Origin of the sequence: Micromonospora polyrhachis (assembly GCF_014203835.1) — a bacterium.
GTDB lineage: Bacteria > Actinomycetota > Actinomycetes > Mycobacteriales > Micromonosporaceae > Micromonospora_H > Micromonospora_H polyrhachis.
The window spans coordinates 3,768,080-3,784,525 of record NZ_JACHJW010000001.1; the positions used below are offsets into that span (position 1 = coordinate 3,768,080).

The 16,446-nt window shown below is 69.3% G+C and carries 15 protein-coding genes and 1 riboswitch; of the genes, 7 read left to right on the top strand and 8 right to left on the bottom strand.

What is annotated here, in order from left to right:
* Positions 1-480 precede the first annotated feature (480 nt).
* Together FHR38_RS16445 and FHR38_RS16450 are read left to right on the top strand one after the other, a co-directional pair.
* Positions 481-777 (top strand): helix-turn-helix domain-containing protein, encoded by a 297-nt coding sequence (locus FHR38_RS16445; RefSeq protein ID WP_184535499.1) that lies wholly within the window; start codon positions 481-483, stop codon positions 775-777.
* Entirely contained in the window at positions 774-1,637 is an 864-nt protein-coding gene (locus FHR38_RS16450; RefSeq protein ID WP_184535500.1) for a hypothetical protein, read from the top strand. The genes FHR38_RS16445 and FHR38_RS16450 overlap by 4 nt, the downstream gene beginning before the upstream one ends.
* A 33-nt stretch (positions 1,638-1,670) precedes the next feature.
* On the opposite strand, the gene FHR38_RS16455 is transcribed toward FHR38_RS16450, so the two are convergent.
* From FHR38_RS16455 to FHR38_RS33225, 3 genes are all read right to left on the bottom strand, one after another.
* Positions 1,671-2,498 (bottom strand): MetQ/NlpA family ABC transporter substrate-binding protein, encoded by an 828-nt coding sequence (locus tag FHR38_RS16455; RefSeq protein ID WP_184535501.1) that lies wholly within the window; start codon positions 2,496-2,498, stop codon positions 1,671-1,673.
* A 123-nt stretch (positions 2,499-2,621) separates the two neighbouring features.
* Positions 2,622-3,278, bottom strand: coding sequence for a methionine ABC transporter permease (locus FHR38_RS16460; RefSeq protein ID WP_184535502.1), 657 nt, complete (start codon positions 3,276-3,278; stop codon positions 2,622-2,624).
* The gene (locus FHR38_RS33225; RefSeq protein ID WP_184535503.1) at positions 3,275-4,255 is read right to left on the bottom strand and encodes a methionine ABC transporter ATP-binding protein; all 981 of its coding nucleotides are present in this window, start codon (positions 4,253-4,255) and stop codon (positions 3,275-3,277) included. Before FHR38_RS33225 ends, FHR38_RS16460 begins: the two co-directional genes overlap by 4 nt.
* Positions 4,256-4,494: 239 nt before the next feature.
* On the opposite strand from FHR38_RS33225, the gene FHR38_RS16470 reads away from it, so the two are divergent.
* Positions 4,495-4,989, top strand: a complete 495-nt coding sequence (locus FHR38_RS16470; protein ID WP_184535504.1) for a GNAT family N-acetyltransferase — start codon at positions 4,495-4,497, stop codon at positions 4,987-4,989.
* A 237-nt stretch (positions 4,990-5,226) separates the two neighbouring features.
* Here FHR38_RS16470 and FHR38_RS16475 read toward each other — a convergent pair whose 3' ends face one another.
* Positions 5,227-6,138 (bottom strand): hypothetical protein, encoded by a 912-nt coding sequence (locus FHR38_RS16475; protein WP_221449052.1) that lies wholly within the window; start codon positions 6,136-6,138, stop codon positions 5,227-5,229.
* 279 nt (positions 6,139-6,417) lie between these two features.
* Positions 6,418-8,760 (bottom strand): AAA family ATPase, encoded by a 2,343-nt coding sequence (locus FHR38_RS16480; protein ID WP_184535506.1) that lies wholly within the window; start codon positions 8,758-8,760, stop codon positions 6,418-6,420.
* Between the two features lie 117 nt (positions 8,761-8,877).
* Here FHR38_RS16480 and FHR38_RS16485 point away from each other — a divergent pair, with 117 nt between their 5' ends.
* Positions 8,878-11,775 carry an alpha/beta fold hydrolase gene (locus FHR38_RS16485; RefSeq protein WP_184535507.1) on the top strand — a complete coding sequence of 966 codons (2,898 nt, stop codon included), beginning with the start codon at positions 8,878-8,880 and terminating at the stop codon, positions 11,773-11,775.
* Positions 11,775-12,707, top strand: a complete 933-nt coding sequence (locus FHR38_RS16490; protein ID WP_184535508.1) for an ABC transporter permease — start codon at positions 11,775-11,777, stop codon at positions 12,705-12,707. Before FHR38_RS16485 ends, FHR38_RS16490 begins: the two co-directional genes overlap by 1 nt.
* Positions 12,708-12,791: 84 nt before the next feature.
* On the opposite strand, the gene FHR38_RS16495 is transcribed toward FHR38_RS16490, so the two are convergent.
* Together FHR38_RS16495 and FHR38_RS16500 are read right to left on the bottom strand one after the other, a co-directional pair.
* Positions 12,792-13,223 (bottom strand): hypothetical protein, encoded by a 432-nt coding sequence (locus tag FHR38_RS16495; RefSeq protein ID WP_184535509.1) that lies wholly within the window; start codon positions 13,221-13,223, stop codon positions 12,792-12,794.
* 186 nt (positions 13,224-13,409) lie between these two features.
* Positions 13,410-13,838, bottom strand: a complete 429-nt coding sequence (locus tag FHR38_RS16500) for a hypothetical protein (RefSeq protein WP_184535510.1) — start codon at positions 13,836-13,838, stop codon at positions 13,410-13,412.
* Between the two features lie 663 nt (positions 13,839-14,501).
* Between FHR38_RS16500 and FHR38_RS16505 the strand changes: the two genes are divergently transcribed.
* The gene (locus FHR38_RS16505) at positions 14,502-14,834 is read left to right on the top strand and encodes a putative quinol monooxygenase (RefSeq protein WP_184535511.1); all 333 of its coding nucleotides are present in this window, start codon (positions 14,502-14,504) and stop codon (positions 14,832-14,834) included.
* A 43-nt stretch (positions 14,835-14,877) separates the two neighbouring features.
* On the opposite strand, the gene FHR38_RS16510 is transcribed toward FHR38_RS16505, so the two are convergent.
* A complete protein-coding gene (locus tag FHR38_RS16510) occupies positions 14,878-15,327 on the bottom strand; it encodes a MarR family winged helix-turn-helix transcriptional regulator (protein WP_184535512.1) in 450 nt (149 codons plus the stop codon).
* A gap of 84 nt (positions 15,328-15,411) precedes the next feature.
* On the opposite strand from FHR38_RS16510, the gene FHR38_RS16515 reads away from it, so the two are divergent.
* On the top strand, positions 15,412-16,170 hold the full coding sequence (locus FHR38_RS16515; RefSeq protein WP_184535513.1) for an SDR family NAD(P)-dependent oxidoreductase: 759 nt from the start codon (positions 15,412-15,414) through the stop codon (positions 16,168-16,170).
* A gap of 131 nt (positions 16,171-16,301) precedes the next feature.
* Positions 16,302-16,436, top strand: a riboswitch (SAM riboswitch).
* Positions 16,437-16,446: the final 10 nt, after the last annotated feature.

Here is a 16,446-nt window from a genome sequence, read left to right on the forward strand (position 1 = left end):
CCAGACTTCTTTACCTTGCGGATGGCGGCCGACGGATGCCCGTCGCGCCACCGCATGGTTCCTGGTCGGACGAGTCGCTGGTGCGCCAGTGGGAGAAAGGTAGTCGATGCATTCCCTTCCCGGAAACCCGTCGACCGTCGGGCGACCGGTTGGCGACCAACAGGGTCCGATGTCTGCCACCTACCGGGTAACGCTCTGTCGGAGTGGGGCACCGACCGACGGCCCGGCAGGAGACGGGACGGTGACCACGGACGACCGGTCGCCGGAAGGCATTGGGACAGCCCGCGAATTGGTGTTCTACATCGCGCCGATCGGGTAGCCGCACCGGGTACGGCACAGAGGGGGGCGGTACGGCGGCGTCGGGGAACCAGCGCCACCGTACCGGTGTCGAACGGATGCGTTCTGTGCCCGGGCTCGGGTCGGTTGCCATAGCATCGGGGCATGGCGGCCTACCGGGAGGCTTCTGCGCAGGGGGGAGCCATGAGCGAAGCTGACTGGTCCACGCTGCGCGACCGCCGGGCGTCCGATCCGGGGGTCGGTGACGCCTACGAGGCGGCCCGGCTCGCCGCCGAACTGGGGCAAGCCGTACGCGCACTGCGGGAAAGCCGGGGCTGGTCGCAGGCACAGCTTTCCCAACTGGCCGGGATGACCCAGTCGGCGCTCGCCCGGTTCGAGGCCGGTGGCACCATGCCGACCCTGCTGATCCTGGTCCGGTTGGCCCGCTCGTTGGATGCCGGCCTCGCCGTCCGGCTACAGAGCACGGGTCCAGCCAGGTGACCGGGTCGCTTCGGCCCCGCTCGCCGATGCGGGTCAGCGTGGCGACCGATCCCGCCCCGGACCAACTGGAGAACGAGGACCAGGTGTTCCAGTACGGCGAACTGGTCGGCGTACTGGATGGGGCGACCGTACCGGAGGGTTTCGAGACCGGATGTGTCCACGGACCGGCGTGGTACGTCCGGCAGCTCGCCGCGCGGATCGGGCTCGCCGCCGCCAGGCGGCCGGCAGCCACCCTGATGGGCAACCTCGCGGCGGCGATCCTGGCGGTCCGGGCCGATCACGACGGGCAGTGCGATCTCGATCATCCGGGCACCCCGTCGTCGACGGTCTGCCTGCTCCGGCACGGCGGCGACCACGTCGACTACCTGATCCTGTGCGACAGCCCGCTCGTGGTCGACCTCGGTGACGAGGTGCGGGTGATCTCCGACGACCGGCTGGTGGCGGCGATGGCCGAGCTGCGGCAGACGGCCGCCAGCGGTCCGGTGGGGTCCGCCGACGCCGATCCGGCGACCCGGTTCCACCGCAGCGTGCTGCTGCAACGGCAGCAGATGAACCAGACCCACGGCTACTGGGTGGCGGCGGCCAATCCGGATGCGGCGTACCACGCGGTGACCGGCACGTTTCCGCTGACGGGTCCGGGTCGTATCCGCCGCGCCGCGCTGCTGACCGACGGTGCCTCGGCCGCGGTCGAGGAGTTCGCCCTGCTGGACTGGGCCGGGCTGCTCGACATTCTGAGCCGCCACGGGCCGGACGAGTTGATCCGCCGGGTCCGGCGGGCCGAGGAGGACGGCCGGGGCCGCCGTCGACACAAGGCGTACGACGACGCGAGCGCCGTACTGTGCCACTTCGACGGCGACTGACCGACCGTCCTTCTCCGCTGGTGCTTGTCGAGGTCAGAACGCGGCCAGCACCGCGCCCTGGTACTTCTCCTCGATGAACTTCTTCACCTCGGCCGAGTGGAGCAGTTCCTCCAGCTTGACCACCCGGAGGTCGGTCTCCCCGCCGGTACGGACGACGAGCAGGTTGGCGTACGGGTTGTCCTGTCCCTGCTCCAGGGCGAGCGCGTCGGTGGCCGGCTTGAGGTTGGTCTCGATCGCGTAGTTGCCGTTGATCACGGCGAGCGCGGCGTCGTCCAGGCTGCGCGGCAGCTGCGCCGCCTCCAACTCCTTGAACTCCAGCTGCTTGGGGTTGTCGACGATGTCGCGCTGGGTGGCCTTGACCCCGACGCCGTCCTTCAGCTTGATCAGCCCGTTCTTCGCGAGCAGGTTCAGCGCCCGACCGGAGTTGGACGGGTCGTTCGGGATCGCGACGATGCTCTTGGCGGGCACGTCGGCCAGGCTCTGCACCTTCTTGGAGTAGACGCCCAGCGGCTCGATGTGCACCGGCTTCAGCGCGGTGAACTTGTAGCCCTTGGCGGCCTTCTCCTCCTCCAGGTAGGGCAGGTGCTGGAAGTAGTTGGCGTCCAGTTGCTTCTCGGCCAGCGCCCGGTTGGGCTGTACGTAGTCGGTGAACTCGACAAGGTCGATCTTCAGACCGGCCTTCTCGGCCAGGTTCTCCTTGACGTACTTGAGGATCTCGCCGTGGGGGACCGGGCTGACTCCCACCTTGAGCGCGGCGTCCGGCGGGGTCGCGGTGCCGTTGTCCTCGGCGTCCGCCCCGCAGGCCGCCAGGCCCAGGACGAGCGCGGCCGCGGTGAGCGTGACGGTTAGGGCGCGTCGCACGAGTTACTGCCTCTCTGTTCTTGCCGCCCACGGCTTGCCCCGCAGGCACGGCTTTGGTGTGAGGAGGGGCCCCTCTTGTCGCTTCCTGTGTAGGAAGGGCCCCTTCCTAACCCCCTCCGGCGATCACCGGTGGGACAGTCGACGGGCGACCAGGTCGCCCAGCATCTGGATGAGCTGTACGAAGATCACCAGCAGTACGACCGTGGCGATCATGACGTCGTCCTCGTAGCGCTGGTAGCCGTAGCGCAGGGCGAGGTCACCGAGGCCGCCGCCACCGACCACGCCCGCCATCGCGGAGTAGCCGACGAGCGCGACGATGGTGATCGTCAACCCCGCCACCAGGCCGGGTCGGGCCTCGCGGAGTAGGACCTTGACGACGATCTGCCAACGGGACGCTCCCATCGCCCGGGCTGCGGAGATCACATCCCGGTCGACCTCTCGGAGCGCCGTCTCGACGATGCGGGCGTAGAACGGGATGGCGCTCACGGTGAGCGGCACGATCGCCGCCGTGGTGCCGATGGTCGTACCGACCACGGTCCGGGTGAACGGGATGATCACCATCAGCAGGATGATGAACGGCAGGGAGCGGCCGACGTTGACGACAAGACCCAGGAGCGCGTTCACCGGCTTGGCCGCGAGCAGGCCGCCCCGGTCGGTCAGGACCAGCAGTACGCCGACCAGCAGGCCACCGACGGCAGCCAGCGCGGCGGAGGCGCCGACCATGTACGCCGTCTCCTCCAGCCCCTGCCAGAGCAGCGGGACCAGGTCCGGGGAGATCATCGGACCACCTCCACGGGCAGCCCGGCGTCGCGCAGGTGGCGCAGCGGTCCCTCGTGCTGTTCGGCAGCCCCCGGCAGCGCGACCCGGAGCCGACCGGCCCGGGTGCCGGCCAGGGTCTCGACGGCACCGCCGATGATCCGGACGTCCAGGTCGTACCGGCGGCTGAGGGTGGCGACGAACGACTCGTCGGCGGTCCCGGTCAGGGTGACGTCCAGGATCGTCGTGTCCGGCAGTTCCGGTACGGGGCCGAGCGGGAACAGGTCTCGGGCGAGTTCGGAGTCGGGGCGGGCGATCAGCTCCGGTACCGGACCGGACTCGACGATCCGACCGTCGCGCATGATCGCGACCGAGTCACAGAGCCGCTTCACCACGTCCATCTCGTGTGTGATCAGCAGGATGGTCAGGCCGAGCCGCTGGTTGAGTTCGCGCAGCAGGGCCAGCGTGGCGGCGGTGGTCTCCGGGTCGAGCGCCGAGGTGGCCTCGTCGGAGAGCAGCACCCGGGGGCGGCCGGCGAGGGCGCGGGCGATGCCGACCCGTTGCTTCTGGCCGCCGGACAACTGGGCGGGGTAGGAGTTGGCCCGGTCGGCGAGCCCGACCAGGTCGAGCAGTTCGCGCACCCGGGTGGCCCGCTCCCCGCGCGGCACGCCCATCACCTCCAGGGCGAATGCGACGTTGCCGGCGGCGGTACGGGAGCTGAGCAGGGCGAAGTGCTGGTGGACCATGCCGATCCGCTGTCGCGCCGTGCGTAGCTTGTCCTCCCGCAGCGCGGACAGTTCCACCCCGTCGACGGTGATCGTGCCGGTATCGGGGCGTTCGAGCAGGTTGACGCAGCGCAGCAGGGTGCTCTTGCCAGCGCCGCTCCGACCGACGACACCGAAGACCTCTCCATCACGTACGGTGAGGTCCACGTTGTCGACCGCGGTGACGGTACGGCCACGGGAACGGAAGGTCTTTCGGAGACCTTCGATGCGGATCACGATGGGTCCTTCTCGGGCGGGGAGGGGTGGGTTGACCGTGTTGCGGGTCCGGGTCTGCCCGTCATCTACGGTCGACGGTCAAGGATATGCGCTGCTCAGCAACATGCCGAGATTGTCTATTGTTTTGGTAGGTTAATGGCTTGCGTGGGTGGTGGCACCACAACGTGAGCCGAAACACTTTCCGGTCGGGTGCGCCAAACCGGTGGACGGAACCCTCCCGGGGCGGAAGACTCCGGCACGTGACGGGCAAGGTGTGGCTGGCGCCGGTTGATGAGCAGAACCTGGAGTCGTTGCTGTCCGTAGCTGTCGCGGAGGCCGAGCCGGATGAGGTGATGCCGCCCGTGACGGCCCCGGCCGGCTGGTCCCAGGCGCGTCGTGACGCGTTCCGTGAGTTCCACCGGGCCAGCTTCGGCGGATTGTCCGGCCCGACCGGCACGCTGATGTATGCCGTGGTCAGTGACGCAGGGGTGCTCGGCGTGATCCGGATGGCGCGCCGCGACCCGGAAACCGTGGAGACCGGTATCTGGCTGGGGCAGTCTGCCCGGGGTCAGGGCATCGCCGCGACCGCCCTGCGTCTGCTCTTCGTTGAGGCGGCCCAGATCGGCGCACGTCGAGTCGTCGCCGACACCACGGCGAACAATGCCGCCGCGCTCGGTGTGCTCCGCCGGGCGGGTGCGGTGCTCCAGTCGGACGACAGCGGCGCCGTACGCGCCGAGATCCACCTCCCCGCCTGATCCACCTCCCCGCCTGATCCACCTCCCTGGTTGACCCACCTCCCTGGTTGACCCACCTCCCCGCCTGATCCGCCTCCCTGGTCGATCAAGAGATTTGCGCCATCCGGAGGCCCCTCGGATGACGCAAATCTCTTGATCAACATGGCGCAAAAAGATCGTGGTGATCTGGCCGGTCCAGGCCGACCAGATCACCACGATGCAGGGGGAGGTCAGGCGAGGATCAGCTCGCCGTGTCGGTCAGTTCACCGGGACGTTCTTGAGGATCGCGGGGAACTGCTCGCCCTCGGCGAACCCGACGTACCCGCCGGCGAAGACGGTGTCGCTGCGCGGGTCGGTTGCCAGGTCCTTGATGCTCATGCCGTACGGGTTGTCGACCGCAGGGAAGGCCACCTCGCTCCACTGACCGTTGGTGAGCCGGTAGAACTGGGAGTAGGTGCCGACCCAGACGGTGCCGGCCCCGTACGCCACACCGTGGACGTACTTGGTGATGCCTGGCATCTGCTCGTGCACCCAGGTCGTCCCGTTGAAGCGCAGGTAGCCGGGGGCGGTGCTGGTGCCGAAGACGTAGAGGTTGTTGGCGGAAGCCGCCACCGTCTCGTGGAAGTACCCGGTGTAGGTGGTCGGCAGCGTGCCCTGCGTCCAGGTCGACCCGTTCCACCGGTACGCCACCTTGGTGCGGGACGAAGTCGACTGGTAGCCCAGCAGCCAGAAGTTGTTGGTCGCGGTGCCCACCATGACCTTCGGCTGGATCGTGGGCATGGTCACCGCCTGCCAGGTGGTGCCGTTGAAGCGGAACCCCTGGCCCTTGATCGTGTCGAAGGCCCAGATGTCGTTGGCGGCGAAGGCGCGGACGATTCCGATCGAATATTGACTGCCGGCCGCCGCATTCGACCAGGCGGTGCCGTTCCAGTGCCAACGCTGCGGAATGTCCTGTGCGTCGAACAGGTAGAAGTTCGTGCAGGAAACGCCGCCGAGCGCGGAATACCTTTCGGTTGTCGGAATGTTCGGCTGGGGAATCTGGGTCAATGAAGAACCATTCCAACAGCGGATGCCGGCCTGGTATTCGTCGGCGAACAGAACGTCACCGGAGAGGGTCGGCTCGACGTAGTCGTACCCGTTGGGCTTGGGTACCGTCGGCGCTGGACCCACCTCCGCCACCTGCCAGTTTCCGGGCTGTGCAGCCTGGATGGTGGGGGTTTCGGCGGCGTGGGCGGGAATGGAGAATGAGGCTAGTCCGACGAGTAGGCTGCCGGCGGTTGCCAGGCGGCCCCAATTCTGTAGACGCAAAATGCTTCCCCTCATTTGCGCAGGCCACGAAAGACCTGACTCAACAGGTCTTGTTGTGACTGATCCCCCGTGGCCCTCTTGTTTATCGGGCTAAACAAAATCCTAATCGGATGATGATCGAGATACCAGGGTTGACATTTGTCAGCGAGCGGCCTGCTTTTCGGCGTACGCGGCCAACCAGGCGACCTGCGCCGAATCGAGGGACGGCCGAACGCGTTCCCTGGCCGAGGCCACGTGCGCAGCGGTGACGGTGGACGCCTCCAGCGACTCCCGCATCGCGGCCAGCGCCGCCTCCCGGACCAGCGCGGCGCAGTCGGCCGCCGAGAAGCCGTCCAGCGACTCGGCCAGTGCTGGCAGGTCCACGTCCTCGGCCAGTGGCACGGCTCGCGACGCGGCGCGCAGGATCTCGCCCCGGGCGTCGCCGTCCGGCGGTGGCACGTAGACCAGCCGCTCCAGCCGTCCGGGCCGCAACAGCGCCGGGTCGACCAGGTCGGGCCGGTTGGTCGCCCCGATCACCACCACGTTGCGCAGCGACTCGATCCCGTCCAACTCGGTGAGCAGGGCGGCCACCACCCGGTCGGTGGTGCCACCGTCACTGGCCTGACCGCGTACCGGGGCGAGGGCGTCCACCTCGTCGAGGAAGATCAACGTCGGGGCGGCCTCCCGGGCCCGGCGGAACAGCTCGCGTACCGCACGCTCGCTCTCGCCGACCCACTTCGACAGCAGCTCCGCCCCCTTGACCGAGAGCACATTCGCCCGACCGGTACCGGCCAGCGCGGTGACCAGGAAGGTCTTGCCACAACCGGGCGGGCCATAGAGCAGCACGCCACGCGGCGGCTGCACGCCGAGCCGGGCGAAGGTGTCCGGGTAGGTCAACGGCCACAGCACCGACTCGGTCAGCACCTCCTTGACCGCCGCCATGTCGCCGACGTCGTCCAGCGTCACCGAGGCGACCTCCAGCGTGGACGACGCCATCGAGGTGGGGCGGACGACTTCGAGGGCCGCCGTGAAGTCCGCCATCGCCACCACCGGCGCGGAGGCGGACTTCTGCCGCAGCGCCGCCCGTACCCCGGCCTCCCGGACCAGCGCGGCCAGGTCGGCGGTGACGAACCCGGGCGTACGACCAGCCACCTCGTCCAGTCGTACGTCATCGGCGAGCGGCATCTCCCGGGTCAGTACGGCCAACTGCTCGCGGCGCAGCGCCGGATCCGGCAGGGGTACGGCGATCTCCAGGGACAGCAGGTCAGGGGCGCGCAGCGACGGGTCGACCGACTCCGGACGGCTGGTCGTGCAGACCACGGCGGTGCCGACGCGTACCGCCTCGGCCAGGGTCTGCCGGAACACGGTGGCCACGGGCCCCGGCTGGTCCCGGGGTGCCAACGCCTCGACATCGGAGATCAGCAGTACGCCCGCCCCGGCGGCCCGTACCGTTTCGGCGGCCTGCCGGAGTCGGCGGGCGGCCGCATCGTTGGTGAGCGCGGCGATCTCCGGGGCCCACAGCGTCTCCACCCGGGCCCCCACCTCCCCGGCGACCGCCCGGACCAGCGCCGACTTGCCCGAACCAGCCGGGCCGGTGATCAGCACGCCGAGGGAGACCGTGGTGCCCAGCCGGCCCAGCACCTCGCGGTGGTGGAAGCCGAGGTCGAGCAGTTCGGTCAACTCGTGTGCCTGTGCCTTCAGGCCGGGCAGGTCTTCCAGGCTGGGCGTCGGTTCGGCGGTCGGAGCCGGAGCCGGCCCAGCGACCGGGGTGCCGACGGTTCCCATGCCGGGCTCGGCCGTCGCTCCGACGCCCGACCCGGCCCCGCCTCCCGCTCCGGCCGTGGCTCCCGTAGGCGGGGCGACGGTGGTTCCGATGGCGGCCCGGGCCGGGTTGGCGGGGCGTACCTCGGCACCGGTGGAGCCGTGGGTGACCTGCCCGGCCTGCCAGCCGACGACGGTGTCCATGGTGACCAGGGCCGCCTGCGCCGGTTCGGCGGCGACGACGGTGAGCAGAGTGCTGGTCCAGGCGTAACCGAGGGTGTTGGAGAGGCTGCGTCGGGCTGCCTCGACCAGCGTACGGGCGGCCGCGTCGGGCAGGACGTCCTGCGGCAGCAGGGACACGTCGTCGCCGGCGGTGACCATCTTGCCGAGCAGCGCCAGGCGCAACATCTCCGGCGACACAACGGCGGTGATCTCTGGTGGTCCGGTCAGCGTCACCCGCTGGGCGGCGATCACCGGGGCGGGGCTGATCGTCACCTGACCGCCGTCCCGGATCCCGAGGTTGCCCAGGATCAGGTCGTCGGCGTAGAGCAGGGCCCGGCTGGCGGTCGCCTCGGCCCGGGCGGCGATCCCGGCGGTGACCCGTCGACCGGCGAGCCGCACGGGGGCACCCGGGTGCAGGCCCAGCGCGGCGAGTACCTCCGGGTGCAGCCGGACGATGCCCCGCCGGGCATCCAGGGCCGCTGGCCGCAGGTTCGCGGTGAGGGTGAGATCGGGATCCGCCACGCCGCCGAGCGTATCCGTCTGGGCCGACACCACCGGGTCACATCAGTCGACGGTGGTGAGTTCGGCGTACGGCGGGATCTCAGGCACTCCACAGCAAGCGGCCCGTAACGTGATCCCATGCCTTCCCCGCTGTCGGCGCGGCTTCGCCGTGCCCTGCCCCGGATGACCCGGCGTCGGGTCGTCACCGCCTCGGTGGTGACCGTCCTGCTCGCCGGGGCGGTCGTCTGGGCGGTGTGGCCCGAGAGTAAGAGCTTCGGCGTACGAGATCAGGTGATCACTGTGCGGTCTGGACCCGCCGGTGACCAGCCTGTCGATCTTGACACCCGGTTCTTCCTGCCGGATGGTGCCTCGGCCGAGCACCCCGTACCGGCGGTGTTGCTGGCGCACGGGTTCGGCGGGACGAAGGAGACGGTCCGCTCCGACGCGGAGGACCTGGCCGAGCTGGGGTACGCGGTGCTGACGTACACCGCGCGGGGGTTTGGCCGCAGCGGTGGGCAGATCCATCTGGACAACCCCGACTACGAGGTACGGGACGCGTCCCGGCTGCTCGACTGGCTGGCCGCCCGGCCGGACATCCGTACCGACGCTGCGGGTGACCCCCGGGTGGGTGTGGTCGGTAGCTCGTACGGCGGTGGTCTGGCCCTGATGCTCGCCGCGCAGGACCCCCGGGTCGACGCGATCGTCCCGATGATCACCTGGAACGACCTGCCGCGGGCGTTCCTGCCCGAGTCGACGGGCAGGTCCCCGGTCGACGGGGTGTTCAAGAAGGGCTGGGCGGGGCTGTTCTTCGGCAACGGCAGCAGCGTCGGCGGGCCGGGTATTCCGGGTGCCGGCGCGGACTCGGCTGACCAGCCCGGTGCCGGCGCCGACTCGGCGGGCGCACCGGATTCGGCTGGCGGACCGGACTCGGCGGGCGGCTCAGGCCAACCCGGCGCACCGGGAATCCCTGGTGTCGCGTCCGGCGGGCTCGACCCGGCGTGTGGCCGGTTCGCCGCCGACGTCTGCGCGGCGTACCTGGAGATCGCCGCCACCGGTCGGGCCACCGAGGCTTCGGTCGAGTTGCTGCGCCGGTCCAGCCCGGCCAGCGTGCTCGACAAGATCAAGGCCCCGACCCTGCTGATCCAGGGCACGGCGGACACCCTCTTTCCCCTGGCCGAGGCGGAGGCGAACGCCCGGGGCATCGCCGCCAACGGCACGCCGGTACGGGTCGCCTGGTTCACCGGTGGGCACGATGGCGGTTCTGGACCGGACACCGACCAGGACCGGCTCAAATTGCTCACCGCCCAGTGGCTCCACCACTACGTGAAGGGTGAAGGGGCCACCCCGGAGAACAGCTTCACCTGGTCGCGGATCGCCGGCTTCGACGCGATGGACCGGGGACTGGTGGCCACCGGCTACCGCACCGCCGACTATCCGGGCCTGGGCGGTCAGGCCACGACACCGGTGAGCGTGGCCGGTCCGCCGCAGCGGATCGCCAACCCGGCGGGTGGCAACCCGGCGGCCATCTCGTCGCTGCCGTTGGCCGGCGCGTTCTCCTCACTGCTCGACGGGGTCGCCGGTGACCTGCCCGGCCAGCACGCCCGGTTCGAGTCCGAGCCGTTGGCCGAGGCGGTGGACGTGGCCGGTGCGCCGACCGTGTCGATCCGGGCGGCGTCGCCGACCGGCGAGGCGGTGCTCTTCGTCAAGCTCTACGACGTCGACCCGAACGGCCCGGCAGCACTCTCCAACGGCCTGGTCGCCCCGGTACGCCTGACCGGCCTGCCCACCGACATCAACGCCGCCCAGCCGGTGCAGGTGACCCTGCCGGCGATCGTCCGCCGGTTCGAGGCCGGGCACCGGCTGCGGATCGTGGTCGCCACCTCCGACCAGGGCTACGCCACCCCGAACGCACCGACCGTCTACTCGGTGGCGCTCGGCGGTGGCCCGGTCACGCTGCCCACGGTCAGCGGAGAGCCGATCCCCACCACCGCCGCGCTGTGGCGCTGGGTCCTGGTCGGACTGCTTGCCGCGATCGTGGTCGGGCTCGTCGGGGTCGTCCTGGTGGTCCGCCGCCGGCACCGTCGCCACGACACCTCGGTGACCGCCGAGTACGCGGACACCCCGCTGGTCGTCCGGCAACTGCGCAAGGAGTACGCGGACGGCTTCGTCGCCGTATCCAACGTGGACTTCACGGTGGCACGGGGACAGGTGGTCGGCCTGCTCGGACCGAACGGTGCCGGCAAGACCACCACCCTGCGGGTACTGATGGGACTGACCCAACCGACAGCCGGGGAGATCTACGTCTTCGGGCATCGGCTGGTCCCCGGCTCCCCGGTGCTGTCCCGGATCGGGGCCCTGGTCGAGGGGCCCGGATTCCTGCCGCACCTGAGCGGCCTGGAGAACCTACGGGCGTACTGGCGGGCCACCGGACGACCGCTCGCCGACGCGCACTTCGACGAGGCGTTGGAGATCGCCGGCCTGGGCGACTCGGTCCACCGCAAGATCCGGACGTACAGCCACGGGATGCGGCAACGGCTCGCCATCGCGCAGGCCATGCTCGGTCTGCCCGAGCTACTGGTGCTCGACGAACCGACGGACGGCCTCGACCCACCACAGATCGCCGAGATGCGGCGGGTGCTCAAGCGGTACGCCACCGACGGCCGAGCGGTGCTGGTCTCCAGCCACCTGCTGGCCGAGGTGGAGCAGACCTGCACCCACGCCGTGGTGGTCAACAAGGGCACGATCGTCGCCGCCGGACCGGTCGAGGAGATCGTCGGTGAGTCGCCCAGCGTGCTGTTCGACGTCACCGACCCGGCCGCCGCGCGGGATGTGCTGGACCGGCTGGAAGGCGTACGGGTGCTGCCCGACGGGGACGGTGGGCTGGTGGTGGACACCAACGGCACCGCCCGCAGTGAGGTGGTGGCCGAACTCGTCCGGGCCGGGGTCGGAGTGGACCGGGTGGTGCCACGACGCCGCCTGGAGGACGCGTTCCTCGCCCTGGTCGGCGAGAACTCTCGGGGAAGCGGGGACCGCTGATGTCAACTGCCGCAGCCAAGCCGTCCGACCGGCCTGGCCCGGCCAACGGGTCCGGCCCGACCGATCCACTGGTGGCGGCCGGGGCCGCACCCGGCTACCGCCCCTCGGCGACCCTGCCCATCTGGGCCGAGTTCCGCCGGCAGGCGTCGCGTCGTCGTACGCAGTTGGCGCTGGCCTTCATGGTCCTGCTGCCACTGATCATCCTGATCGCGTTCCAGTTCCCGCAGGACGACGACGATGGCCGTAACGGTGGTGGCGAGTTCAGCAGCCTGGTCGACCTGGCCACCGCCGGTGGGCTCAACTTCACCCTCTTCGCGCTCTTCGTCTCGGCGTCGTTCCTGCTGGTCGTGGTGGTCGCGTTGTTCTGCGGGGACACCGTGGCCAGCGAGGCGAGCTGGGGCAGTCTGCGCTATCTGCTGGCCGTACCGGTGCCCCGGGCCCGGCTGCTGGCGGTGAAGCTGGTGGTCGCGTTGGCGTACTCGGGGTTGGCCCTGCTGTTGCTGGCCGGCACCGCGTTGCTCGCCGGCACCTTGCGGTACGGCTGGTCGCCGTTGCAGAGCACGGTGGCGGCGCAGATCCCGGCGGGTGACGGCCTGCTGCGCCTGCTCGCGATCCTGGGCTACCTGGCGGTGGTGCTACTCACGGTCGCCGGCCTGGCGTTCCTGCTGTCGGTGCTGACCGATGCGGCGCTGGGCGCGGTCGGTGGGGCGGTGCTGCTGTGGATCCTCTCCAGCATCCTCAACCAGATCGAGGCGCTCGGGGTGCTACGGGAGTTCCTACCGACGCACTACAGCAATGCCTGGCTGGGACTGCTCTCGACCCCGATGCAGACCGACGACATCGTCCGGGGCTGTATCTCGGCGATCTGTTACGCCACGCTCTTCTGGTCGCTCGCCTTCTGGCGGTTCACCCGCAAGGACGTCGTCTCCTGACCAACCCCAGGATCTCCGTGCCCGGCATACCGCTGCCGTTCGGTACGCCGGGCACGGAGATCCTGCAAGTGGTGACGCGGCTGCTCAGCCGCAGTTACCCCAGGTGTACCGGCCGTTTATGGCGTAATCCGACCCGGTGGTGATGATGCCGTCGTACTTGACGCACTTGCCGCTCGCCGAGACCCGCACTGCGGCGTAGTAGTTGTAGTACCCGGAGTCACGCTTCCAGTCGCTGGCACCCTGGACGTACACCCGGGCGTCCATGCTGCTTCCCGTGCCGAGGAACTTCGTCTTGACGGTGGTGACGCAGTTGGCACCGGTCGCCCGGTTGTACATCAGGTAGACGTCGCCCCACTTCGCGCCGGAGTATTCGGTCGTCAGCGTCCGGTGGCCGTCGGACGTCCGACTCCAGGTGCCGCCGAACTCGGCCGAGCAGGCGGCCTCCGGCGTGTACGCGGTGGCGGCGTGTCCCGGTGAGGCGACCGACAGTGTCAGCAGGACTGCCGAAGCGCTCACGATTCCCAGTCGACGTACAAGCTTTTTCACGCGGCGACCGTACGTGCCGGAGCGCTGCAGATGATCATCGCCAGCCGATTCTTGAGCTTTTCTTGAGATCTGATCCGGTTGTCGGCTGGTGCTGCCGAATAGACGTGGGACGGCCCGGCACTGGTGAAGTGCCGGGCCGTCCCACGTCGGGTGCCGTTACGAACAGCGAACCCAGACACCCTCGGAGGCGTCGTAGACACATGCGTTGAAGGCGAGCGTGCTGTCCTCGTAGTAGTTCTTGTTGCACACGCCCCACTTGCCACTGCCCAGGCCGTTGCGGCAGCCGCCCTTACGGTAGAGCGAGCCGTTACGGTAGTTGACCCAGTTCGCCACCGCGGATGCGCTGTCGCTGGAGGTGTCCTTCACCCACCACTTGTCGCCGTTGGCCTGGAAGCAGGCGATAGCCCCGGTGGTCGACACGCAGGGGATTCCGGACGGCGGGCTGCCCGCCTCGGCGGTGTTCCACTCGTACGACACCATCGGCTGGATGTCCGACGGCGAGGCCGACGCCGGTGCCGACGTCAACACGCCGCCGACGAGGATCGCCGAGGCGACGGTGGCGAGCGCCTTCATCGATCGTTTCATGGAGTTGGTTTCCTCTCTGTGGCGGTAAGGCTCAGCTTGGATTGGCCGGCTCCTCGCCCAGCATTTCCAGATCGATGACTTTGCGTCAATGATGGTCGATGCTTTACGTCTGTCGCATTAATTACTCATTGCGTAGAGCGATAGTGTCGATGGATTGGCCAAGATCGGTGGGCGCAGCGACGGTGCGGTGCTTGCCGAGAGCGGCGTCGGTGTGAGGGGGAGGCGGATCGGGCACGGGAGGAGCCCGATGGCCTCGGCCTCTTCGTTCGACCCCTGGTCGCGCTGGACCGATAGGCCGCCCATAGCGGATTACCGAAATGCTCACTCACTGGAACACCAGGTACGTCATCCGCGCCAGATGACGTACCTGGTGTTCCAGTCACGGCTGGTGCCGAGTCGTCGAGGGGCGAACAGCGACCGCTCGCGTACCTCCGTGAGTGCTGGAACAGAGCGGTAGTTATCGGCCGCTTCCAGTCCTCGTAGCGCGAGTCGAATGGTGTGTGCCGACCGTCTCCCCGCCGGTGAGCGCGACCTCATATCGGCCTAGCGCCGTCCGGTTCCAGACCGGGTTGGACCGGGGCCGTGATCGAGTTGGGCCGGGCCGGGATCGGGGTAGCGTGATCTCGTCCGCCTGCACCTCATCGGCCGTTTGGGAGAGTTGACGTGATCTTTATTGCCGCGAAGTTCCGGATCCTGCCCGAGTACGCGGAGCAGTGGCCGCAGATCGCCGACGGGTTCACCCAGGCGACCCGGGCCGAGCCGGGCTGCCTGTGGTTCGACTGGTCCCGCAGCGTCGACGACCCGACCGAGTACGTGCTGGTCGAGGCGTTCCGGGATGACGCGGCCGGCGCGGCGCACGTGCAGTCCGAGCACTTCAAGAAGGCGCAGCAGACCCTCCCGCCGTACCTGGTCGAGACGCCGCGCATCGTCAACACGACGGTTCCGCAGGACGACTGGTCGCTGCTCGGTGAGATGGCGGTGCCCGACCGGGCCTGAACCGGCTGTCACCCGTCAACCGGGGTACACCAGGGCTGAACGATCAGCCCTGCTCGGCAGGGACGGTGGCCAGGTTGGTCCTGACCCGGTCCAGCAGGCTGACGAGCTGTCCACGCTCGTCGGGGTCGAGTCCGGCGGTGGCGGTGTCGGCCAGCTTCTGCCACAGCGCCTCCACCTGCGGGACCACTGCTCGCCCTTTCTCGGTGAGCTGGATGCGCACCGCCCGTCGGTCTCCGGGCACCGGTTCCCGGGTGAACCAGCCGCCGGACTCAAGTCGGGCCAGGGTACGGGTGACGGTTGGCGGCTCGACGCCGAGCCGGTCGGCGATCTCGTTGACGAGTAGCCCCGCCGGTGCCTGGCCGAGGTGCCACAACACCACGTCCTGACCGGGGTGCAGACCGAGTTCTGCCAGCAGTGTGGCCTGTGCCCCGCGATAGAGCTTGGCCACCTTGACGAGGGCCTTGTTCGTGGCGATGACCTCGGCGAAGTCCATTCGATGAGTTTAGGAGTGGTTGACAGACTGTCCAGCGGTGATGCATAGTCGGCTAATAATTAGCCGGCTAATGAAAGGCTTCCTGTGGAGACAGACCTCAAGGGCAGGGTCGCGTTCGTCAGCGGCGGCTCGGGTGCGATCGGGCGAGCCGTCGCCATCGGCCTCGCCGCCGAAGGAGCGGCCGTCGCCGTGTCCTGGCACTCCGGCCAGGAACGGGCGCAGGAGGTGGTCGACACCATCTCGCAGGCTGGCGGCCACGCCATCGCGGTCCGCCTGGACCAGAGCGACCACTCGTCCGGGCACACCGCCCTCGACCAGGTACGACAGGAACTCGGCCCGGTGTCCGTACTGGTGGCCAACGCGGTGCAGTGGCCCTCCCGGGAACTCGGGGAGATCGAAGGGCTGACGGCATCACTGACCACCAACACCATCGGTACGGCGGCCCTGATCGACGCCGCGTTGCCCGAGATGCGTGCCGCTGGCTGGGGCCGGATCGTCATCGTCTCCACGGACATCGTGGAGCAGCCGATGGCCGGTCCGCTCAGCTACGCCGTCGCCAAGGGTGGGCTGGAGACGGCAGCCCGGGTGCTCGCGGTCCGGGAGGCGCGGCACGGCATCCTCACCAACGTCGTACGACCCGGGTTCACTCTCACCGAACGGGCTCTGACCACGCCCTTCCTCGGCCAGAAGGCGGTGGACAGCGAGTCGGCGAAGACACCCACCGGGCGGATCTGCACCCCGGAAGACGTCGCCTCGGCAGTGCTCTACCTCGGCTCCGGTGCCAACGGCCACGTCAACGGTCAGGTGCTCTCCGTCGCCGGCGGTCGGGAACTCGTCCGCTGACGGTCGGGAACTCGTCCGCCGACGGCCGGGGCGGAAGCCCTGGGAAATCGGTCACACCCCGGCCAGAAGGTGGGATGACCTTCCAGGGAAGCGGACGGTGAGTCGTAGACTCGTCGGCAACACAACTGAATACCTCATCCAGAGGGGCTGAGGGATACGGCCCGTTGACGCCCCGGCAACCACTTCGCGGACTCGATGATCGAGGCCAGGCGAGGCAGGTGCCAAATCCGTCCCCGTCGCACCGTGCGGCGTGGGAAAGATGAGAGGACGGCCTCG